At 72.0% G+C, this 20,523-nt stretch carries 17 protein-coding genes; 13 read left to right on the top strand and 4 right to left on the bottom strand.

Annotation, left to right across the window (positions count from 1 at the left end; all coding sequences use genetic code 11):
- Window positions 1–11: 11 nt before the first annotated feature.
- The 6 genes from ACIF6F_RS36835 (at window position 12) to ACIF6F_RS36810 (ending at window position 7,306) form a co-directional block, all read left to right on the top strand.
- Window positions 12–314: a hypothetical protein gene (locus ACIF6F_RS36835; RefSeq protein WP_399957976.1), complete on the top strand. Its 303-nt coding sequence runs from the start codon at window positions 12–14 to the stop codon at window positions 312–314.
- Complete coding sequence (locus ACIF6F_RS36830) at window positions 314–1,546, top strand: CapA family protein (RefSeq protein WP_399957973.1); 1,233 nt, start codon at window positions 314–316, stop codon at window positions 1,544–1,546. Before ACIF6F_RS36835 ends, ACIF6F_RS36830 begins: the two co-directional genes overlap by 1 nt.
- A 161-nt stretch (window positions 1,547–1,707) precedes the next feature.
- A complete protein-coding gene (locus ACIF6F_RS36825; protein ID WP_399957970.1) occupies window positions 1,708–4,014 on the top strand; it encodes a HAMP domain-containing protein in 2,307 nt (768 codons plus the stop codon).
- A 6-nt stretch (window positions 4,015–4,020) separates the two neighbouring features.
- Window positions 4,021–5,670: a poly-gamma-glutamate synthase PgsB gene (gene pgsB, locus ACIF6F_RS36820; RefSeq protein ID WP_399957967.1), complete on the top strand. Its 1,650-nt coding sequence runs from the start codon at window positions 4,021–4,023 to the stop codon at window positions 5,668–5,670.
- Window positions 5,667–6,149 (top strand): poly-gamma-glutamate biosynthesis protein PgsC/CapC, encoded by a 483-nt coding sequence (locus ACIF6F_RS36815; RefSeq protein WP_399957964.1) that lies wholly within the window; start codon window positions 5,667–5,669, stop codon window positions 6,147–6,149. The genes pgsB and ACIF6F_RS36815 overlap by 4 nt, the downstream gene beginning before the upstream one ends.
- An 80-nt stretch (window positions 6,150–6,229) precedes the next feature.
- Window positions 6,230–7,306 (top strand): C40 family peptidase, encoded by a 1,077-nt coding sequence (locus tag ACIF6F_RS36810; protein WP_399957961.1) that lies wholly within the window; start codon window positions 6,230–6,232, stop codon window positions 7,304–7,306.
- Window positions 7,307–7,313: 7 nt separating this feature from the next.
- On the opposite strand, the gene ACIF6F_RS36805 is transcribed toward ACIF6F_RS36810, so the two are convergent.
- Both ACIF6F_RS36805 and ACIF6F_RS36800 read right to left on the bottom strand, forming a co-directional pair.
- Entirely contained in the window at window positions 7,314–9,071 is a 1,758-nt protein-coding gene (locus ACIF6F_RS36805; RefSeq protein ID WP_399958006.1) for an MFS transporter, read from the bottom strand.
- A 207-nt stretch (window positions 9,072–9,278) separates the two neighbouring features.
- On the bottom strand, window positions 9,279–12,614 hold the full coding sequence (locus ACIF6F_RS36800; protein WP_399957958.1) for a hypothetical protein: 3,336 nt from the start codon (window positions 12,612–12,614) through the stop codon (window positions 9,279–9,281).
- A 182-nt stretch (window positions 12,615–12,796) separates the two neighbouring features.
- Here ACIF6F_RS36800 and ACIF6F_RS36795 point away from each other — a divergent pair, with 182 nt between their 5' ends.
- From ACIF6F_RS36795 to ACIF6F_RS36785, 3 genes are all read left to right on the top strand, one after another.
- Window positions 12,797–13,540, top strand: coding sequence for a GPP34 family phosphoprotein (locus ACIF6F_RS36795; protein ID WP_399957955.1), 744 nt, complete (start codon window positions 12,797–12,799; stop codon window positions 13,538–13,540).
- Window positions 13,541–13,732: 192 nt separating this feature from the next.
- Window positions 13,733–14,617 carry a helix-turn-helix domain-containing protein gene (locus tag ACIF6F_RS36790; protein WP_399957952.1) on the top strand — a complete coding sequence of 295 codons (885 nt, stop codon included), beginning with the start codon at window positions 13,733–13,735 and terminating at the stop codon, window positions 14,615–14,617.
- Between the two features lie 232 nt (window positions 14,618–14,849).
- Complete coding sequence (locus tag ACIF6F_RS36785; RefSeq protein WP_399957949.1) at window positions 14,850–15,062, top strand: DUF397 domain-containing protein; 213 nt, start codon at window positions 14,850–14,852, stop codon at window positions 15,060–15,062.
- A 206-nt stretch (window positions 15,063–15,268) separates the two neighbouring features.
- On the opposite strand, the gene ACIF6F_RS36780 is transcribed toward ACIF6F_RS36785, so the two are convergent.
- Window positions 15,269–16,126: a hypothetical protein gene (locus tag ACIF6F_RS36780; protein ID WP_399957947.1), complete on the bottom strand. Its 858-nt coding sequence runs from the start codon at window positions 16,124–16,126 to the stop codon at window positions 15,269–15,271.
- A 199-nt stretch (window positions 16,127–16,325) separates the two neighbouring features.
- On the opposite strand from ACIF6F_RS36780, the gene ACIF6F_RS36775 reads away from it, so the two are divergent.
- The 4 genes from ACIF6F_RS36775 (at window position 16,326) to ACIF6F_RS36760 (ending at window position 19,829) form a co-directional block, all read left to right on the top strand.
- On the top strand, window positions 16,326–17,534 hold the full coding sequence (locus ACIF6F_RS36775) for an FG-GAP-like repeat-containing protein (protein WP_399957944.1): 1,209 nt from the start codon (window positions 16,326–16,328) through the stop codon (window positions 17,532–17,534).
- 152 nt (window positions 17,535–17,686) lie between these two features.
- Window positions 17,687–18,883, top strand: coding sequence for a PLP-dependent aminotransferase family protein (locus ACIF6F_RS36770; protein ID WP_399957940.1), 1,197 nt, complete (start codon window positions 17,687–17,689; stop codon window positions 18,881–18,883).
- Between the two features lie 12 nt (window positions 18,884–18,895).
- Complete coding sequence (locus ACIF6F_RS36765) at window positions 18,896–19,222, top strand: hypothetical protein (protein WP_399957937.1); 327 nt, start codon at window positions 18,896–18,898, stop codon at window positions 19,220–19,222.
- A 199-nt stretch (window positions 19,223–19,421) separates the two neighbouring features.
- Window positions 19,422–19,829, top strand: a complete 408-nt coding sequence (locus ACIF6F_RS36760) for a hypothetical protein (protein ID WP_399957935.1) — start codon at window positions 19,422–19,424, stop codon at window positions 19,827–19,829.
- Window positions 19,830–19,899: 70 nt separating this feature from the next.
- On the opposite strand, the gene ACIF6F_RS36755 is transcribed toward ACIF6F_RS36760, so the two are convergent.
- Window positions 19,900–20,493, bottom strand: coding sequence for a Uma2 family endonuclease (locus tag ACIF6F_RS36755; protein WP_399957932.1), 594 nt, complete (start codon window positions 20,491–20,493; stop codon window positions 19,900–19,902).
- Window positions 20,494–20,523: the final 30 nt, after the last annotated feature.

The raw sequence follows: 20,523 nt of genomic DNA, 5'->3' as shown, positions 1-20,523 counted from the left end.
TTTGCCGCTTCATGATCGCCATCGAGAAGCATCGACACGCCCTGAGTGAGCGTCAGCCGTTCATCCTTCGTTGGGATGCGGTACCCGCCGCGTTCACCAAAGCCTGCTGTGTATTGGGTAATCCGCGCCTCAAGGTCGACGCCCGCAGCCACCCGCGGCTTCGGGCGTTCCTGCTGGTCGGCAGAGGGTTGCCCGGCAAGCAGCGTGAGACACACCACAATCGCGCAGATGGAAGCCACAGCGCCGAAAGTTATTGCAATCGTTATTCGTTTTGCGGGAGATGCGCTCATAGTCAGATGAAAATACCGGAGTGATGACCAACGCCGACCAAGCCGCCACCCTCCGGACCGGGGCCCTCGCTCTGCTCCTGAGCGCCTCCCTGACCGGATGCGGACTGCTCGGCGGCTCCGACAGCTCCGGTGACGACGCGGCCAACACCGCCGCGTCGGGCGGCCGCTCCTTCACCGTCGCCGCGGCCGGGGACATCCTGATCCACCCCGAGCTGACGACCCAGGCCCAGAAGGACGCCAAGGCCGACGGCAAGCCGGACATGTCCTTCGACAAGATCATGGCCGGGGTGAAGCCCGTCATCAGCAAGGCCGACCTGGCCATCTGTCACATGGAGCCGGTCCTCGGCAAGCCCAACGGCCCCTGGCAGAGCTTCCCGAACTTCCTCGTGCCCCCGCAGATCACCACGACGATCAAGGACATGGGGTACGACACCTGCTCGACCGCCTCGAACCACGCGCTGGACCACGGCGCGGGCGGCGTCAAGAGCACCCTCGACGCCCTGGACAAGGCCGGCCTGAAGCACACCGGCTCCGCGCGCAACGCGCAGGAGGCCGCCAAGCCGAACATCATCGACGTCAAGGGCGTCAAGGTCGCGCAGCTGTCCTTCGCCGGCGGCTTCAACGGCAACACCATCCCGGCCGACAAGCCCTGGCTGGTGAACAAGACCTCCCTGGACGCCATCGCGAACGCCGAGAAGGCCGCCCGCGCCGCCGGCGCCGAGGTCGTCATCCTCAGCATCCACTGGGGCAAGGAGCACCAGCCGGCCCCGAACAGCCTGCAGCTGAGCCTGGCCAAGAAAATCGCCAAGAAGACCACGATCAACCTGGTCATCGGCCACCACGCGCACGTCGTCCAGCCGATGGAGAAGATCGGCAACACCTGGGTCGCCTACGGCCTCGGCAACCAGCTCGCCCGCCACGAGGTCCCCAGCGGCCTCTCCGAGGAGGGTGTGATCGGCTGGTTCCAGTTCGCCGAGGCGAACGGCAAGTGGGACGTCCAGGCCCGCTACCGCCCGACCTTCGTCGAGCTGCCGCCGGACGCCGAGGTGACCGACGCCGGCCCGCAGCCGCTGAAGGCAGACCAGGTCCAGGACCACCGCCTGATCGACCTCGAGTCGGCCCTCCGGAACACCGAAGGCCTGACCGACGAGCGGCGGGACCGCTACCGTCTTGCCTTTGAAAGGACCCAGGGCACCCTTCTCAACCGGGGCGGAGCCAAGGACGGACTCCGCGCCCTGGAGGGTCTGCCCGATTGAGCGGGCGGGGCGCGCACCGGCGGCCGCGTGGACAACGCGGGGGCGGCACGCGCCCTGCCGGTCTTTCACCGAAGACCCCGCAGACTTCGTCCAGCATGCCCATACACCGACCGAGTCCCGGAGCCACCAGGGCCCCGGGGCGTTCTGAACAGGAGCGTCCGTTGGCCGCGTCGCGCACGAAGCGGCGGCACAAGGTCCGCCGCAGGGCCGACATGTCGCTGCTGGGTGGCATACGCCCGCCCATCGCCGCGCTGTCCGCCCTGCTGCTCGCCCTCGCCGCCCTCACCGCGTTCCAGTTCGGCCGCGTGGGCGAGGACGCCGTCCCCGAGGCGGTGCTCACCTCTCAGCAGCACTTCGCCGAAGACGGGGCCATCGCGCTCCGGGCGGGGCTGGACGAGAGCATCACCGACCTCAGCCGCACCGCCTCCCTCTTCAACGCCGGCGACCCGGTCTCCGCGGACACGGTCCTGGACAAGCTGGGCAACGTCTACCAGAAGTGGCGCGGCCTGGCCGTGCTGGAGATCAAGTCCGGGAAGCTGGAGGCCCAGCGCGGTGAGAACCTGCCGCTGACCGCCATCGACCGGTCCAAGCTCACCGAGGAGAACGGCCTCGCCCCGCGCATGGTGCGCCTGGAGAACGGCGAGACCCGGCTGCTGACCCTGGCCGTGCTGTCCTGGCCGGGCAAGCCCCAGATGCTCCTCGTCGCCTCCAGCAGCCTGAAGTTCCCCGGTGTCAGCCTCGGCAAGTTCCGCGCCATCGCGGTCGTCGACCACACCGGCCAGATCCTCAGCAGCGACGGCCTCGCCAACGACGAGCAGATCCAGTCGGACGAGGTCAAGGAATCCACCGAGCAGTCCCGCAAGCAGCTCAAGAAGTTCGCCAAGATCGCGGGCAAGAAGTCGGAGCAGCACCCCCAGAAGACGAAGGAGCCCGGCGCCGGCGGCTTCCTCGGCGTGAGCGGCCACATGCTCGGCTCGCTCAACGCGGGTGAGCGCGCCGTCGCCGGTTACGCCGCCCTGGCGGGCCCGGAGGCCGGTGTCCCCACCGCTGCCAGCGCCCTCGGCCTGACCGTCGTCGCCATGGTGAACGTCACCGAGGAGCGCACGGCCGGCGTCGACCCGTTCTTCGGCATCGCGGCCGCCGGCGCCCTGCTGGTCATGGGCGCGATCGCCCTCGCCGTCCTGATCGGCACCGTGCAGAAGCCGCTGCTCCAGCTGTTCCTGGAGTCCCGCCGCCTCAGCCGCGGCGACCTGACCCGGCCGGTCAGCCTGCCCAAGTACGGCGAGGCCTCCCGGATCGGCGCCGCCCTGGAGCGGCTGCGCCGCCAGCTCCTCGGCGAGTCCGCCGAGGAGCAGCAGGGCCAGGACCCGCGCCGCGGCCGCCGCGGCCGCATCGGCATGCGCGCCCTGGTCGCGATCTGCGCCGCCCTGATCGTCGTGTGGTCCGCGCCCCTGGTGCTGCTGATCAACCGCGCCGGCGACTCCGTCGCCATCCCGCAGACGATCATCAACGACCAGCGCGAGCGCACCGACACCCTCGCCGACCGCATCCGCCGCGCCCTCAACGAGGGCCACGCCGACCTCACCTCGGTGGCCTCCATGCTCGGCGGGGGCACCACCCCGGCCGACATGACCACGATCCTGGAGCGCACGCTCACGCAGCACCCGCGCTACGAGTCGCTGTACGTGCTCAAGAACGACGGCACCGTCGCCGCCAAGGCCGGCAAGGAACCCCGCCACCCCAGCGGCAAGCCCCCCGGCCAGGCGGTCACGCTCCTGGAGGGCGGCAACGAGCCCGTCATCGTCGCGTACGCCGAGGCCCCCGGCCTCAAGGCGTCCGTCGTCGGCGAGCTGCGCATCGACTTCCTGAACTCGCTGCTGAAGCGGCCGGGCCTCGGCGAGGTCCGCGTCGTCGACGAGAAGCACCGCGTCATCGGCGGCAACAACGGCTACCTGGCCTTCGAGAAGCTCGGGGACGAGAAGATCGACGCCCTGGTCTCCGGCGCCAACCAGAAGGTCGGCAAGGGCCCCCGCCCGAGCAGCATGCTGCTCCGCGACGGCGGCGGCATCGACATCGCCGCGGCCGTGCCCATGGTCGGCGGCGGCGCCGCCAAGCCGCTGGCCTGGACCGTGGTCAGCTGGCAGCCGGCCAAGGGCCTGGCGATCCCCGAGTACAACCTGCAGAACCGCACCGTTCTCGCCGGTCTGCTCGGTCTGACCGCCGTCGCCGCCTGCCTCGGCTGGATGCACATCATCGTCGTCCGCCCGCTGCGCCAGCTCGCCCAGCGCGCCGAGGCCCTGGCCGACGGCGACCGCCGGACCGTCCTCTTCCCGACCCACCACGACGAGGTCGGCGCCGTCACCCGCAGCCTGGAGGTCATCAGGCAGCAGCTCGTGGAGCTGAAGAAGCGGGAAGCCAGTGGAAGTGCCGGACGGGCCGGCAAGGCCACTCCGGCCGGAAGGAACTGAACCGCCGTGCTCTTCCTCTACGTCGTGCTCCTGATCTGCTGCGCGGTCATGCTGGTCGCCGGCATCATCGAGCAGCGGCGGCACTTCGCCAACCTGAACGAGATCCCCACCCGGGTGCTGGTCAACGGCATCCGCGGCAAGAGCTCCATCACCCGCCTCGTCGCGGGCGCGCTCCGCGGCGGCGGGCTGGTGACGGTCGCCAAGACCACCGGCACCGCGGCCCGGTTCATCCACCCGGACGCCACCGAGGAGCCGGTCTACCGCAAGTTCGGCCTCGCCAACGTGGTCGAGCAGATCGGCATCGTGCGCCGTGCGGCCGCGTACCAGCCGGACGCCCTGGTGATGGAGTGCATGGCGGTCATGCCGCCCCTCCAGGAGCTCAACCAGCAGAAGCTGATCCAGTCCACCATCGGCGTGCTCTGCAACGTCCGTGAGGACCACGTCGCCGAGATGGGCCCGACCCTCGACGACATCGGCCGCTCGCTGTCCCGCTCGATGCCGCACGGCGGCATCTGCGTGACCGCCGAGAAGGAGCGCTTCCACGTCCTCCAGCAGGAGGCGGACGCCCGCGACTGCCAGCTGATCTACGCCGACCCGGACATGGTCACCGACGAGGAGCTGCGCGGCTTCTCCTGGTTCACCTTCAAGGAGAACGTCGCCATCGCCCTGGTCGTCGCCGACCTGCTGGGCATCGAGCGCCAGACCGCGCTCCAGGGCATGTACGACGCCCCGCCGGACCCGGGTGTGCTCTCCGTCGAGCGCTACATAGCCCCCGGCGACAAGAAGCTGCGCTTCGGCAACATCTTCGCGGCCAACGACCCCGAGTCGACCCTGATGAACATCCAGCAGCTGATCGACCTCGGCGCGATCAAGCGCCCGCTGAACGTGGTCATCAACTGCCGCCCCGACCGCGTCGAGCGGAACGGCCAGATGGGCCAGATCATCCCGGACATCAAGCCGGAGAAGGTCTTCGTCATCGGCCACCCGACCAAGTCGGCCATCGACGCCATCCCCTCCGAGTGGCGCGACCGGGCCGTCGACCTCGGCGGCGAGCGCGAGGGCGAGGAGTTCATGCACGAGCTCCTCGGCCACCTCGGCCCCGACTCCTCGCTCGTCTCCATCGGCAACATCCACGGCCAGGGCGAGATCCTCCTGGAGCACCTCGCCGAGCTGCCCAACTTCGAGGACGACGGCGACAGCGGCCCCGCCATGGGCGCCCCCGGCAGCGAGCCCGCCGCCCAGCACCCGCGCCACGACCAGACGATGGCGCTGTACATGAAGCACCTCGACCCGTACGCGAACCTGCCCGCCGCCGAGGAGGCGCGCCGGATGCAGGCCCCCGTACCGCATCCGCGCCAGCCGTACCCGTACCAGCAGCAGCCCCAGCAGCAGCAGTACGCGCAGCAGCCGGTGCCGGTGCAGCAGGTACAGCCGGTCCAGCAGCACCAGCCGCAGCCGACGATGCACCAGCTGCCGCCCGGCCAGTCCCAGTACGGCCAGGAGCAGCAGCAGGGCTACGCCCAGGACCAGTACGCGCCCGACCAGTACGGGCAGCAGCGCCAGCAGCGTCCGCCGGCCCCGTGGCCGCCGTTCCAGCAGCAGCAACAGCCCAACCCGAACCCGCAGCAGTGGCAGAGCCCAGGAGAGCACCGTTGATCCCCGCCGTACTCACCCCCGAGATCGCCGCGATCGGCATCGCGCTGGGCCTGCTGTTCTCGCTCCTGTGCTACCTGACGACGAACCTCTCCCCGGGCGGCATGATCACCCCGGGCTGGCTCGCCCTCACGCTCATCGAGGACCTCCAGCGCGCCGCGCTGGTCGTCGGCGTCACCGTCCTGACCTACGTCCTGACGCTGCTCACCCAGAAGTTCGTGATCCTGTACGGCAAGCGGCTGTTCGCCGCCGTCGTGCTCATCGGTGTGCTGCTGCAGGCCACCGTGGTGATCGTGCTGCAGATGGAGTTCCCGCTCCTGTACGCGAACCAGACCCTCGGCTTCATCGTGCCCGGCCTGATCGCCTACCAGCTGGTCCGCCAGCCCAAGGGCGCCACCCTGCTGGCCACCGGCTCCGCGACGCTCATGACGTACGTCGTGCTGACCGCCGGAATCCTGCTCGGTTTCATGCCCCACGTGTAAGGCTGGCGTCCGAACGCACACGCGTACGCCGCACACCCGCACCCGCCCGCCGTACCTGACCGATCCGCCCGGAGCGACCGATGGCCGAACTCAAGCCCAAGAAGAAGCGTCCCGTCCTGCATGCCGTCACGGTGGTCGCGCTGCTCGCCGGCAGCGCGTACTTCACCTTCGAACTGCGCAAGGACGAGCAGGAGAAGGCGCCCGCGATCGCGAGCGTGACCGACAGCGTGGACTCGTCCGGCAAGAGCTCCTCCACCGGCGAGCAGAAGTGGGAGCGGCTGAAGAACCCCGACCGCTCCGTGCTGCGCGGCGGCGACGGCAACGTCATCGCAACCTTCACCGACGGCGCCCGCACCGCCACCCTCACCGGCCCCAGCCGCACCTTCTCCGAGCCGGCCACCACCAAGACCCGCGTGGTGACCACCGACTGGGTGCGGCTGATGCCGGAGCCGTGGGTCAGCGGTGCCGAGAAGGAGCAGTGGTTCAAGGAGTGGTTCACCAAGTACCGGGGCAGCGAGGAGGACGACCTCTTCGCGATGGCCTTCCAGTACGGTGACCAGGCCCCGGTCAAGAAGGACGCGGAGGGCATCCCGTACGCCGGCGACGCCTCCTTCGGCCCGATCAACCCCAACGGCTCGGTCGGCAACGACTACCGCCTGGAGCAGTCGGACTTCTACGACTACCTGGGCATCCCGTACACCTTCCGTGACGGCACCACCATCCAGCAGGAAGCCAACCGCTACCGCTCGATGGACTGCTCCGGGTTCATCCGCACGCTGTTCGGCTACCGGGCGCGCTTCCCCCTGATGTCCTCGGACACCTCGGGCGACGGCCTGCCGCGCACCGCCAACGGCATGGCCCGCTCCAAGATCGGCGTCGACACCATCCCGCTGAAGGGCGTCTCCGCGGCCGCCCGGCCCAGCAACATCGACGTACTGCAGCCGGGCGACCTGCTGTTCTTCAAGCTCGACGCGCGTACGGGCGAGCGGCTGGACCACACCGGCATGTACCTGGGCAACGACACCGAGGGCCACAAGATCTTCATATCCAGCCGGGAAGAGGCCAACGGCCCCACCATCGGCGACAAGGGCGGCACCTCACGCCTGGACGGCAACGGCTACTACGCGAGCACCCTGCGCAGCGCCAAGCGCCTCTGAGCCCCGCTCAGCGGTCCGCTTCCACTCCGCCACCGCGGCCGGTTCCACCCGGCCCGGTGGCGGAGTCGTTCCCGAGCATCTCCTCGGGGCACGGCGTGCCGCGCGGCAGCCGGTACTTGGCCGCCAGCCGGTACTCCCCCGGCCGGGGCGCCAGCAGCACGGTCCACTCGTCGCCCACGGCGTCGCGCGGGGTGCTCAGCAGGCACCCGGCGACGTTCTCGTACTCCTTCGGATCCGTCCCCGCCGCCTGCGAGGCGGCCGTCTCCCGGGGCGCCACGACGGCCTTGCCCTCGGCGTCGACGAGGCCCAGCCAGGGCGAGTACGGGACGCGCAGCAGCACCCGGCCGGCCCGCGCCACCTCGACGACCACCTCGCCGGCGTCCGCCCGGCGCACGGTGGCCGGCGGGTCCGCCAGCGGGGTCGGCGCGGACACCCGGAACAGCTGCCAGTTCGCGTCGCCCCAGACCTTCTCCAGGTAGGGCAGGCCCCGCCGGATCAGTGCGGCCTCGCGCTCGCCGCCCGAGTCCGGGGTGTCCTGCGGGAGCACCACCCAGTGGACGGCCCAGCGGTCCAGCCACTCGCGGTAGTTCACGGCGTCGAGGGTGTCGTCGTAGAAGAGCGGGTTGCGCTCCAGGTCGGCCTGCCGGTTCCAGCCGCGGGCCAGGTTCACGTACGGCGCGAGCGCCGAGGACTCGCGGTGGCTGCCGACCGGCACCACCTCGACCCGGCCGCGCTCGGCGCCGACCCGCTGCAGCCGGTCGACCAGCGGGGACAGCTCGCGCGCCCAGGCGGCCTTGGGGGTGGTCCGCACGATGTCGCTGACGCTGTTGACGGCGATCCAGGAGTTGAGGCCGGCGAAGGCCAGCAGCAGCGCGTACCAGCGCCGGCTGCGCGGAGCGGCGTACGGCAGGGCGGCGAGCAGCACGACCCCCGCGAACAGCATCGCGAAGCGCGTGACGTTGGAGCCGATCTGCGAGTCGACCAGCCAGCACAGCAGCACCCCGAGGGCGTACACGGCCGCCGCCACCCGCACGGTCGTCCAGTCCCGCGGTACGAGCAGGAAGACCAGCGCGCCGAAGAGGAAGGGCAGCGAGGCCGAGCCGAGGGACAGCGGCTGCGTGCCGGAGAAGGGGAACAGCCAGGCGGAGAGGCCGACCACGACGACCGGCGGGAGCCCGATCGCGTACGCGCCGGGGCGCCGCCCGCTGAGGAACAGCGCGGCGGCGACGATCCCGAGGAAGAGGCCGGCCACCGGGCTCGCGGCGGTGGCGAGTCCGGCCAGCGGCGCGGCCGCGGCGGCCTTGCCCCAGCGGTTGCGGCTCCACTTGCGGGGCCAGCAGAAGACGGCGGCGACCGCGCCCAGCGCGAACATCACGCCGAGGCCGAAGGTGACGCGGCCCGACAGCGCGTTGCCGAACAGCGCGAACACGCCGGCCAGCGCGGGCGGCAGGGGGTTGCGGACGGCACCGCGGCAGCGGCACAGGACGAGGGTCAGCAGCCCCGCGGAGACCGTGCCGGCGGCCATCATCGTCGTACGGACGCCGAGCAGGGACATCAGGTACGGGGAGACCACGCTGTAGGAGACCGGGTGCATCCCGCCGTACCAGGCGAGGTTGTACGCGGAGTCGGGGTGGCGGCCCACGAACTCGGCCCAGGCGTCCTGGGCGGCCAGGTCCCCGCCGCTGTTGGCGAGGGCGAAGAACCAGACCACGTGCAGGACGGCGGCCAGCAGGGTCGTGAAGGCGACCGGGTGGCGGCGCGGCAGGCCGGCGAGTCCCGGCCGCCCGGTCCCGGGGTCCGGGGCGGCGGCGCGGGACGGGGCGGCCTCCTGCCGCTCGGCGGTCGTCACTGCGCCTCTCCCCTGGTCGAACGTGTGCCTTTCCGGTCGGAGGCTAGACGCAGTACGGCGCCCCGGGGTTCACCGGGGCGCCGTACCGCACTCATTCCTCGGACCGCACGGTGGCGCCCGGGCTCAGCCGACGCGGGTGAGCTTGGCGCCGAAGCCGGGCTCGGCGAGCTCGCTCTGGAGCGCGACCGGGACCTTGACCTGGCTGGCGCCCTCACCGACGGTCAGCGTGCCGATCTCGGAGCCGGCGGTGGCCGAGTGCGGGAGCTTGGTGCCGCCGTCGGAGAGCACGATGTCGACGGTGACGGACGGCCAGCCGACCGCCTCCACGTCGGCGGTGGCGACGACCGGCGTGCGGCCGCCGAGGCCGTCGTCCACGTACCCGACGACGTCGCCCTTCTTGACGACCTTCGCGTTCTCCAGCATGTCCTGGGTGGCCAGCATCAGCTTCTTGCTGGCCGCGATGGCGTCGTCGAGGATGCGTGAGGTGTGCATCGACAGCACCGCGCCGACGATCAGCTGGTCGGTGCCGCCGACCATCTTGTGGGCGGCGAAGAGCAGGTTGCCGCCGGCGGCCGTGGTGGAGCCGGTCTTGATGCCGAGCGCGCCGTTGTACGGGACGAGGTCGTTCCAGTTGCGCCACCGCTTGCCCGAGGGGTCCTCCCAGTAGGGCAGCTTGGTGATGTCCATCAGGGCCTTGTTCTCGACCAGCTTCAGGCCCAGCTTCACCTGGTCCTCGGCGGTGCTGACGGTGGTCGCGTCCAGGCCCGAGGGGTCGGTGTAGGTGGTGTTGTTCATGCCGAGTTCCTTGGCGGTGTCGTTCATCTTCTTGACGAACGCCTCCTGGGAACCGGCGTCCCAGCGCGCGAGGAGCCGGGCGATGTTGTTGGCCGACGGGATCATGAGGGCGGCGATCGCGTCGTACTCCGAGATCTTGTCGCCCGCCTTGACGGTGTTGAGGGTGGACTCGTTGTCGGACTTGTCCTTGCCGCCCTCGTCCTCCGCGGCCTGGTCGATGTCGATCATCGGACCCTTTTCGCCCCTCTTGAGGGGGTGGTCGCGCAGGATGACGTACGCCGTCATCGACTTGGTGACGGACGCGATCGGCACCGGCTTCTGCTCGCCGTGGGAGCCGACGGTGCCGAGTCCGGCGGCCGCCATGAAGGCCTGGGTGCGCGGCTGCTCGGGCCAGGGCAGGTTCGGCTTCTCACCTGCGAACGAGTACGTCTTGTCGGCGGTCATGACGAGGTGCGGGTCCGGCAGGGGCCGGACGAGCTGCACGACGGCGAAGATCACGCCGAGCAGGACCACGAGCGGGGTCCAGATCTTGAACCGCCGCACGGCGGTGCGGAGGGGGCTCGGGGGCGGCGGGGGGTTGTTCGTCAGCTCGGCGAGCATGTCGAGCGGGGGCTTGGGCGGCAGCGGCTGCTGCTTGGTCCGCTCGGCCTCCTCCCGGAGCGGGACGAAGGTGCCGGCGGGCCGGACACCGGGGCCCTGGGGGGCGGGTGCGGCGGTGCCGGGGGCCTGGCGGCCGGCAGTGGGTGCGGCGGTGCCGGGGGCCTGGGCTGCGGGGCTCTGGCCTGCGGGTGTGGTGCTGCCGGGGGCGGCCGGGGGCTTGGGCGCTCCCGGGCCCGTGGCGGGGGCCTTGGGGGCCGGTGCCGGGGCGCCCGCGGCAGGGGGCTTCGGGGCGCCGGGGGCCGCGGGTGCCCGACCCGGTGCGGACTGGCCCGCCGGGGGGAACTTGGGCGCGCGGAACACCGCGGTCCGCTCGACGTCGTCGCTGCTCCCGTCACCCGTGGGGGCCTTCGGGGCACCGGGAGCCGGGGCGGGGGCCGCCTTGGGGGGCGCCGCTGCGGTGGCCTTCGGGCCGGCAGGGGCGCCGGGCGCCGCCTGGCCGTCGGCCGGGAGCCTGGGTACGCGGAAGACGGCCGTGCGCTCGACGTCGTCGGCCGGCGCCTTCGGCGCGCCGGGACCGGCGGCGGGCGGCTTCGGGGCGCCGGAGCCGTCGGCCGGGGGCTTCGGTGCGGCAGGACCGGTGGCCGGGGCCTTCGGGGCCGCGGAGCCGGTGGCCGGGGCCGCGTCGGCGACCGGCGGCTTCGGCATACGGAAGACGGCCGTCCGCTCGACGTCGTCGGCCGGCGCCTTCGGGGCGCCGGGACCGGCGGCCGGGGCCTTCGGCGCGGCGGAACCGGAGCCCGCGGAGGAACCGGTGCCGGCGGAGGAACCGGTGCCGGCGGAGGAACCGGTGCCGGCGGAGGAACCGGCGCCGGCGGAGGAACCGGCGCCGGCGGAGGAACCGGCGCCGGCGGCCGGGGCCTCGGCGGCGGCGGACGCCTCGGGCGCACGGCTCGCCGCCGCGGGCTTCGGGGCACCTGCGGCCGGAGCCTTCGGATTCGCGTTCGCATCGTCCTCGTCGGCGCTGCGGGACACCCAGGCGGACACGGCGGTGCGCAGTTCGTCGTCGGCGGAGCGGGCGCCCTGACCGGGTACGACGCGGGGGTCGACGGCGCCGTTGCCGGTTCCGGCGGGAGGCGTACGGCGGGCCGGGCGGGCGAAGGCGTCGAAGCCGTCGCCGTCGCCCGCACGCGGGGCGGGCGAGGAGGCGGAGCCCGAACCGGAGCTCGGACCGGAGCCCGGGGCGGGCTCGGAAGCCTCCGACCGCTCCGGGGCGTCAACCCGACCGGCCTCGGCGTCGCCCGTCCGGCCGGTGGCGGAGGACCCTCGTTCGGCGGAACCGGAAGCGGAAGCATCTCCGGAGCGGGTGGGGAGGTCGGCCCCGTCCGGCGGCGCCGCGGAGTCGCGCGAACCGGCGGCACTCCGGGCGGGACCGTCCGTGGCGTCACGAGGGGCCTTGGAGGGGGCCTCAGGGGCCTCGGAGCCGGTGGCGGCGGACCCGGCGGCACGGACCGGGGCGGAACCCTCGGCCGCGGACTTGGCGGCCTCGCGGGACAGGCGGTCGAGCGCGGAACCGGAACCGGCGGAAGACGGCCCGGAGACGGCGGCGCGGGCCAGCCGGTCGAGCGCGGAACCGGAACCGGCGTACCGGGCGGAGCCGGAAGCCTCCCGGCCGCCGGGCTTCTCGGTGGAGCCGGACCCGGACCCCTCCGGCCGGGCCTCCCCGGACGCGGCGGAGGACGACTCCGGGCCGGCGGCGGACCCGGAACCCTCGGCTTCCGAACCGGCGGAGCCGGAAGCGGCGTTCCCGGAGCCGGCGGTACCCGTACCGGCGTCCGAGCCCGACCCGGCGGCGCCGGACGACTTCGACCCGGAACTCTCCGAACCGGCACTCTCCGACCCGGCACCCTCCGACCCGCCCTCTCCGGAACCGGCGGAGCCGGAGGCGGCGTCCTCGCCCGTGGCGGGCCGACGGAAGACGGAGAGTCGGGGGTCGCTGTCCTCAGGACCGTTCGCCGTCCCCGACGAACCTTGCTGTACCGACTTGTCGGGGGACTCGCCCGCCACCAGTTCCTCCTCGCTCGCTGTCCGGCTGTCCGAACCGCTAACAGTGTCCCGTCTCGGGGCCATCGCCCCCGGCCTAGACGAGAACGACATAAGTGCCGGTTCCCGTCCAAAGCGGCCAGGCACTCTCGACAGATGAATGTGAGAGGGGTCACCCTGTCATTCATCCACGCGGGGAGGCATGGATGGGCAGGAGCCGCAGAACACTTCCGGAGGAGCTTCTGCTGCTCGCTTTGGACCCGGCCACGGGTACCACGGCGCAGCCGCAGTCGCTCGACCTCGGCCTTGCCGGGGCCCAGCTAGTAGAGCTGGCTCTGGCAGGACGGATAGCCCCAGACGGGGATCGTATCGCCGTGGTGATGCCACGGCCGACAGGAGATCCGACCTTGGACTCCGCACTGGAACTGCTGCGCAGACGCGGCAGTCCGGTCCGGGCCGTCCACTGGATCGGCGGACCCCGGCTGGGGCTCCGCCAGATTTACCTCGCCCACCTGGAGCGTTGCGGCATGGTGCATGCCGTGGCCGGCCAGATGTGCGGGGTGCTGCCGACGACTCGCTACCAGGCGACGGACACGGCCATCAGCCGGGAGATCAGGGCCCGGCTGGACAGTGCGATCCGCACCGGTGTACCGCCGGACCCGCGGACCGCGGCGCTCGCCGCCCTGGCCCACGCGGTCGGCCTCGGCAAGCACCTGTACCCCGGCAACGAGGGGCGTTCGTCCAGGTCCCGGCTGCGGGACCTGATCAGGCACGACCCCATGGGCGGCCTCGTGGCGCACGCCGTGATGGACGTTCAGAACGGCGTGGCCGCGCAGCCGCGCCGCGCCCAGGCGCAGGCTCCCGGACGTCCGGCCGCAGCGGCCGCCGGCGTGCCGATGCAGCCGCGCCGCGGGGCGACCGCGATGGCGAGGGCCGTCGCGACGCGCTGACCCACACCCGGTGCGGGGTGGCGGGGCCGGGGAACCGGTCCCGCCGCCCCGCGCGTCTGCATTCCTCCCGCTTTCCCAGCGGCAACGCGCCTTTCGGTGGCAGTCTGCTCATCGGCGGATACGCAGAGAGACCGCTGAAGCACCACAAGCAGACCGCAACTGATGAACAGACAGACCGGAGGTGCCGTTCCCGTGGCGACCAATGTCAATCCCACCGTCCGACGCCGCCGACTGGGCATGGAGCTCCGCAAGCTCCGCGAGGACAAGGGCATGACGGCCGAGCAGGTCGCCGAACGCCTCCTCGTCTCCCAGTCGAAGATCAGCCGTCTGGAGAACGGCCGTCGCTCGATCAGCCAGCGCGACGTCCGCGACCTGTGCGAGGTCTACGACGTCGACGACCGGCGGCTGGTCGACTCGCTGATGCAGATGGCCAAGGACTCGCGCCAGCAGGGCTGGTGGCACGCGTTCGGCGACATCCCGTACAGCGTGTACATCGGGCTGGAGACGGACGCCGCCTCGCTGCGCGTGTACGAGCCCCAGATCATCCCGGGCCTGCTCCAGACCCAGGAGTACGCCGCGGCCATCATCCGCGGAGCGCTGCCGGAAACCGCGCAGCAGGACATCGAGAAACGCGTGCAGGTCCGTATCCGACGGCAGGAACGTGTCTCCGAGACCGAAAGCGACAACGAACGCGGCCCCTTGCGCCTCTGGGCGGTCATCGACGAAGCCGCGCTGCGCCGGCGGGTCGGGGACACCGCGGTGATGATCCGGCAGCTGGAGCACCTGATACAGCAGTCCGAGCTGCCGCACGTGACCGTCCAGGTAATGCCGTTCAGCATGGGCGCGCATCCGGGCGTGAACGGTCAGTACGCGATTCTGGAATTTCCGGATGCTTCGGATTCGACCGTTGTCTACATCGAAGGCGTCACGAGCGACCTGTACCTGGAGAAGGCCAACGACGTGCAGCGGTACAGCGTCATGTACGAGCACCTGCGCGCCCAGGCACTGAATGTCGAGCAGACCCGGGACTTCATCGCCCGGGTCATCGAGGAGCACGCCAAGGACGGCCAGCAGTAATTGCGGGGTAAAACGGGCGGAAAGCGGGCGAACGCCGGGCGTGAGCCGGGTGTGCGCCAGAAAGCGCCGCACCGTACACCGTGACGGCCCGACCAGGGAAGTCCCCACTGGAATATGCCATCCGGTCGAGTGAAAGGTCTCTTCACCCGGGCGGCCTTGCGAGTAGCGTCGATCACGCCAATCAAGAGCAGGTTGGCGCCACATCAACGGAACCCGCTAGACCGGAGAGAACATGGCTATTCTTCAGGGCGCCACGGATGCCTGGACGAAGTCCTCGTATTCGGCTGGAAACGGCGCGTGCGTCGAGGTGAAGTCCCCCGCCGTGAGCGAGATCGCGGTGCAGGACTCCAAGGTGCAGGAAGGTCCCTTCCTGACCTTCGCCCCGACCTCGTGGACCTCTTTCGTCGCCGGCGTGACCCGGGGCCCGCTTGGGCACCTCGGCTGAACGTCCGGGAGCACACCCGGACGACCGCCCACCGCGCGGTACTGATGAGCCCTCTCGACTGGCCCGCCGTCCCGGCCGAGGGGGCTCGGCCGCGTCCCGGCCGCCCGTGATCCGGGGCGGCCAGGACGGTCCGCGCGCCGGCGCCGCCGGTCGGGGTGCGTCAGCGCGGCCGGTCCGTACAGGTCAGCCCGGCCGGTCAACGTACGTCAGCGCAGCTGGTCCACGTACCGGTCGGTGCCCGGCAGCGTCGGGATGAACGGCGCGACCAGCTCCACCCGTCCCAGGCCCGCCTCGGCGACCTCCGTGTCCAGGCCGAGGAAACGGTCCGCCCACACCTCGCGCGGATCGGCCTCCAGGAACCACAGCAGCGTCAGCCGGGTGTCCACGCCCTCGACCTGCTTGACGTAGGTCATCCGGTCCCCCGGCAGCGGGGTCGGCCGGAAGACCGTCACCATCGCCGCCGGTCCGCCGGCCAGCCGCCGCGGCAGCTGCTTCGTACGCAGCCAGGTCAGCAGCTCGGCCCGCTGCCCGGGCCCGTCGGCGTCGACGACCTGGACGACCAGCCCCGCGTACGGGTGGTCCAGCGCGTGGAAGTCCCGCGGCCCGGCCGCCCCGTCCCGGTAGACCGTCGCCTCGTGGTCCTGGAAGGCCGTGAAGACGTGCGTGCGGTCCTGGTAGACCCGGCCGTCGACGTTCAGCCGCTTGTTGATGCCGACGGTCCACTTCATGTGCTCGTCGTACCGGCCGTCGGTGATCCAGTACGTGGAGATGTAGCACCCGGCGGTCACCGGCTGGGCCACCGCCGACTTCTCCGGGTAGCGCAGCTCCTGGAGCTCCCGCGTCGCGACCCAGCGCCGGCCCGCGTACATCCAGGGCATGGCCATGGCGCCCGCGATGTAGTGGTCGTCCTCGTACCAGCGGTTGTACGCGTACTCGTGCCCCGGGTGCGGCTCGACCATGGTGATCAGCGCGTGCCCCGGGTGCACCCCGTAAGGGCCGACGGCGGCCAGCTCGGCGTAGGCCTGGGCCCGGGTGTCCTGTGGTGTGTGCTCGGTGTTCGCCATGCCGACCGGTGTAGCTGATGCGACGTCAGATGGGGAGGGTCGCGGCAGGGCCGGTCCGAACGGCCGTGACGGCGCACGGACATTGTGCTGATCCGGCGACAGCCGCACCGGCACCGCAACTCCCGCCGGACCCCCGCGCATCCCCGCTGGTGGCCGGACCGCTCCCGGCCGGACCGCCCACCGGAAGGGAACCCAGCACATGCGTAAGGGATTTCTGCGCGGCATCGCCGCGGCCGCCGCGCTCCTCACCGGCGCCCTGACCCTGTCCGCCGCCCCCGCCCAGGCCGACACCGCCGCCGGCTTCGGGGACTGCGCGGCGGGCAACTTCTGCGCCTGGACGAACGAGGCCGCCACGGGCTCCCGCCTCCAGACCCACACGGACACGCCCTGGCTGGGCTCCACGTACGACAACCGCATCCGTTCCTTCACCAACCGGACCTCGATGGTCGCCTGCCTGTACGACGGGCGGAACTACACGATCACGACCGGTCCGGCCGGCAGCTACCAGGTGGTCAGACCCCACTCCGCGGGCACCGGCTACAGCGGCACGGCGCACACCGACAAGAGCTCGCTGAAGTTCGTCCGCACCGCCCGCGAGTGCACCCTGCCCCCGTACCCCTTCTGGTGGGACGAGGCCAACCCCACGGCGGCCGGCTTCGGCGACCTCAACGGCGACCGCCGCTCCGACGTGCTGGTCCGCGACGAGACCGGCGCCCTGTGGTTCGTCTCCGGCAACGGCAGCGCCTTCCTGGCCGGCACGCACGGGTGGAACGGCATGAACGCCCTCACCCGGCACGGCGACTTCTCCCGCGACGGCCGCGAGGACCTCATCGCCCGCGAGCGCTCCACGGGCAAGCTCTGGCTCTACCCCGGCACCGGGGACGGCGACTTCCTCCCGCGCCGCGTGCTCGGCAGCATCGGCTGGAACTCCATGTCCCTGATCACCGCCTTCGGCGACCTGACGGGCGACGGGCGGAACGACCTGATCGCCCGCGAGACCGCCGCCGGCAGGCTCTGGCTCTACCCGGGCACGTCGACCGGCGGGCTCGGCACCCGTCGCCTGATCGGCGGCAGCGGCTGGGGCGCGATGAACGCCCTGGTGGGCGCCGGCGACCTGAACCGCGACGGCCGTCCGGACCTGCTGGCCCGCGAGGCGGCCACCGGCAAGCTGTGGCTGTACCCGGGCGGCCCGTCGGCCCTCTCGCCGCGCCGCCTGATCGGCAGCGGGGGCTGGAACTCCATGTCGTCGATCATCGCCAACGGAGACGTCACAGGCGACGGCAAGCTCGACGTCGCCACGGTCACGACGGGCGGCAACCTCCTGCGGTACCCGGGCCGCGGCGACGGCACCCTCGCCCCGGGCTACGTCTCCGACCGCACCTGGGACAGGCTCAACGGGGCCTTCTAGCAAGGGAGTCCGGAGAGCGGAAAGATAGGTGGCGGCTACACCCTTTTCCGCTAGGGTGTGGCCCCACCGGCCGGTGGGGACCGCCCCACGCCCCGCCTCCCGCCTCCCGCCTCCCGCCTTCCGCCTTCCGCCTTCCGCCCCGAGGAGCCCCCATGCGCCGCACCGCCGCCGCACCGCCCGCGTTCGCCGCCCGCGCGACTTCGGTCGCCTCCTCCCCGGTACGCGAGATCCTCGCGCTCACCGAGCGCCCCGGGGTGATCTCGTTCGCGGGCGGCCTGCCGGCGCCCGAGCTGTTCGACGCGGAGGGACTCCGGGCGGCGTACGACGCCGCGTTCACCGACTGCGCCGCCCGCGCCCTCCAGTACTCCACCACGGAGGGCGCGCCGGAGCTCCGGACCGCCGTGGCGGCCCGGGCCACCGGCCGGGGCCTGCCCACCAGCCCCGACGACATACTCATCACCACCGGCTCGCAGCAGGCCCTCACCCTGATCGCGGCCACCCTGCTGGAACCGGGCGACACGGTCCTGGTCGAGAACCCCACGTACCTCGCGGCCCTCCAGTGCTTCGGGCTGACCGGCGCCCGCGTGGTCCCCGTCCCCTGCGACGAGGACGGCCTCGACCCGGCGGCGCTGGAGGAGCTGGTGCTCCGGGAGCGCCCGAAGATGCTCTACACGATCCCCACCTTCCAGAACCCCACCGGCCGCACCCTCCCGGCCGCGCGGCGGCGGGCGGTGGCGGAGACCGCCGCCCGGCTGGGCCTCTGGCTGGTCGAGGACGACCCGTACGGCGACCTGCGGTACGAGGGCGAGCACGTGCCGTGGATCGCCGCACACCCGGGCGCGGAGGACCGTACGGCCCTGCTCGGCAGCTTCTCGAAGGTGATGGCCCCCGGGCTGCGGCTGGGCTGGCTGCGCGCCCCGGCGTCGCTGCGGCGGGCGGCGGTCACGGCGAAGCAGGCGGCCGACCTGCACACGTCGACGGTGGACCAGATGGCGGCGGCCCGCTACCTGGCGGCAACGGACCTCACCACCCACCTGACGACGGTCCGCACCGCCTACCGCGCCCGCCGCGACGCCCTCCTGGCGGGCCTGCCGAACGCCCTCCCCGAGGGCTCGACCTGGAACCGCCCCGAGGGCGGCATGTTCATCTGGGCCCGCCTCCCGGAGAACCGGGACGCGACCGCCCTCCTGAAGCACGCGGTCGCCCACGACGTCGCCTACGTCCCCGGAGCCCCCTTCTTCGCCACCACCCCGGACCCCTCCACCCTCCGCCTCTCCTTCACGACCCACACGCCGGAGGAGATAGCGGAGGGCCTCCGCCGGCTGGGCGCGGCGCTGAAGACCGCATAAGGCCCCGTCACGATGTTCGACTACTCCAACACCGCGAACCGCAACACCGCGTACATCGAGGTGTACGACCGCGCCGGTGAGAAGGTCTGCGGCACGTCCCACTCCCTGACGACGACCACCTGTGCCTTCAAGGCGGGCACCACATACGCCGCGGTGCTGTTCGGCGCGGCCGACACGTACCGCCTGGTGCGGCGGGACGTCTCTGCCACTGCCCAGTGCGCGGCACCCAAGTCGACGGCAGTCGGCGGAGCTTCGGTCGGCTACACCTTCAGCTCGACGACACCGGCTACACCTCCGGCGAGCGCTCCCCCGGCTATCTCCCGAACGCGTTCACCGTGACCGCCGCCCCGTCCGTCACCCGCGGCCGGTTCGTGCCGGTCACCCCGAAGCGGATCCTGGGCACCCGGGTGGGCACGGGCGCGCCGAAGGCCCGGGTGGGTGCGGGCGCGACCGTGAAGCTCAAGGTCGCGGGCGTGGGCGGCGTACCGGCCACCGGCGCCACCGCGGTGGTCGTGAACCTCACCGTCGCGCCGGCAGCGTGGACCTCGTCGCCGACGTCTCGGGCTACTACTCCGCCGACGGCTCGCGGTACACGCCCGCCGCCCCGGTGCGGCTGCTCAACACCTCGACGGGGCTGGGTGCCCGTCCGGGTGCGGTGGGCCCGGACCAGACGGTGAGCTTCCCCGTACGCGGCCTCGCCGGCGTACCCGACGACGCGAAGGCCGTCACCCTCGCCGTCACGGTCGGCTCCCCGACCACGACGAGCTACGTGACGGTGGCCCCGCACGGCCGCACCTGGCCGGGGCTGGCGGCGATCACGTACGGCACGGGCCGCGCGGCGACCAACCTCATCACGGTTCCGGTCACCGACGGCTGGGTCTCGCTCACCAACCACTCGGGGAGCGTCCAACTGCGGGCCGACCTGATGGGCTGGTTCACCGGCTGACGCGAAGCGCGTCCCCGACCGAGGGCCCCGGCCGCCACCAGGCGACCGGGGCCCTCCGCGCAACCGTCGCTCACGCCTCCTCGTACCGGGGCAGGCCGTCGGTGGAGATGGTCCACTTGGCGATCGTGACGTCCTCGCCGTAGAGGAAGTCCCGGCGGGTCGCGTAGCGCGGGCCCTCGGGCGTCGGGTGGATGTCGGACATGACGGCCCCGGTCCCGGTGCGCGGGTCGAAGACGGCGTACACGGGGATCCCGAGGAGGGGGTAGTCCCGCATCTTGCCGACCCAGTCGTTGTCGGGGTTGGAACGGGAAACGATCTCTACGGCGGCAATGAGGGTGCGAGGGTCGAAGGATCCCTGGACCTCCATGTCCGCCTCGGCGATCAGCATGATGTCGGGCAGCCGCAGAATCCCTTCCAGCCTCTCCTCGACGTCAGGTGAGCCGGAGTGGGCCGCCAGCTCTTCCGGCATGATCTTTTCCAATCGCTTCCGGACACGCAGCACGGTGAGCTCGTGCGGGCCGCTCGGCGCCATCATGTCGTGAACGATTCCTTCGCTGGTGATCTCGAACTTGCCGGGCACGGTGTCGTCCAGGGACTCCACGGCGTCGCGCATGGCCTTGTACTGCGCGGGTTCCCGTCGCGCTGCGTCCGGGGCGAAGGTCATGGTGGCTCCTCGTCCGTGTCCAGGGGGCCG

Source organism: Streptomyces sp. NPDC086023, from assembly GCF_044540325.1.
Lineage (GTDB): Bacteria > Actinomycetota > Actinomycetes > Streptomycetales > Streptomycetaceae > Streptomyces.
The sequence above is the reverse complement of the archived record's forward strand: the minus strand, read 5'-3'. Positions and strand labels throughout refer to the sequence as shown.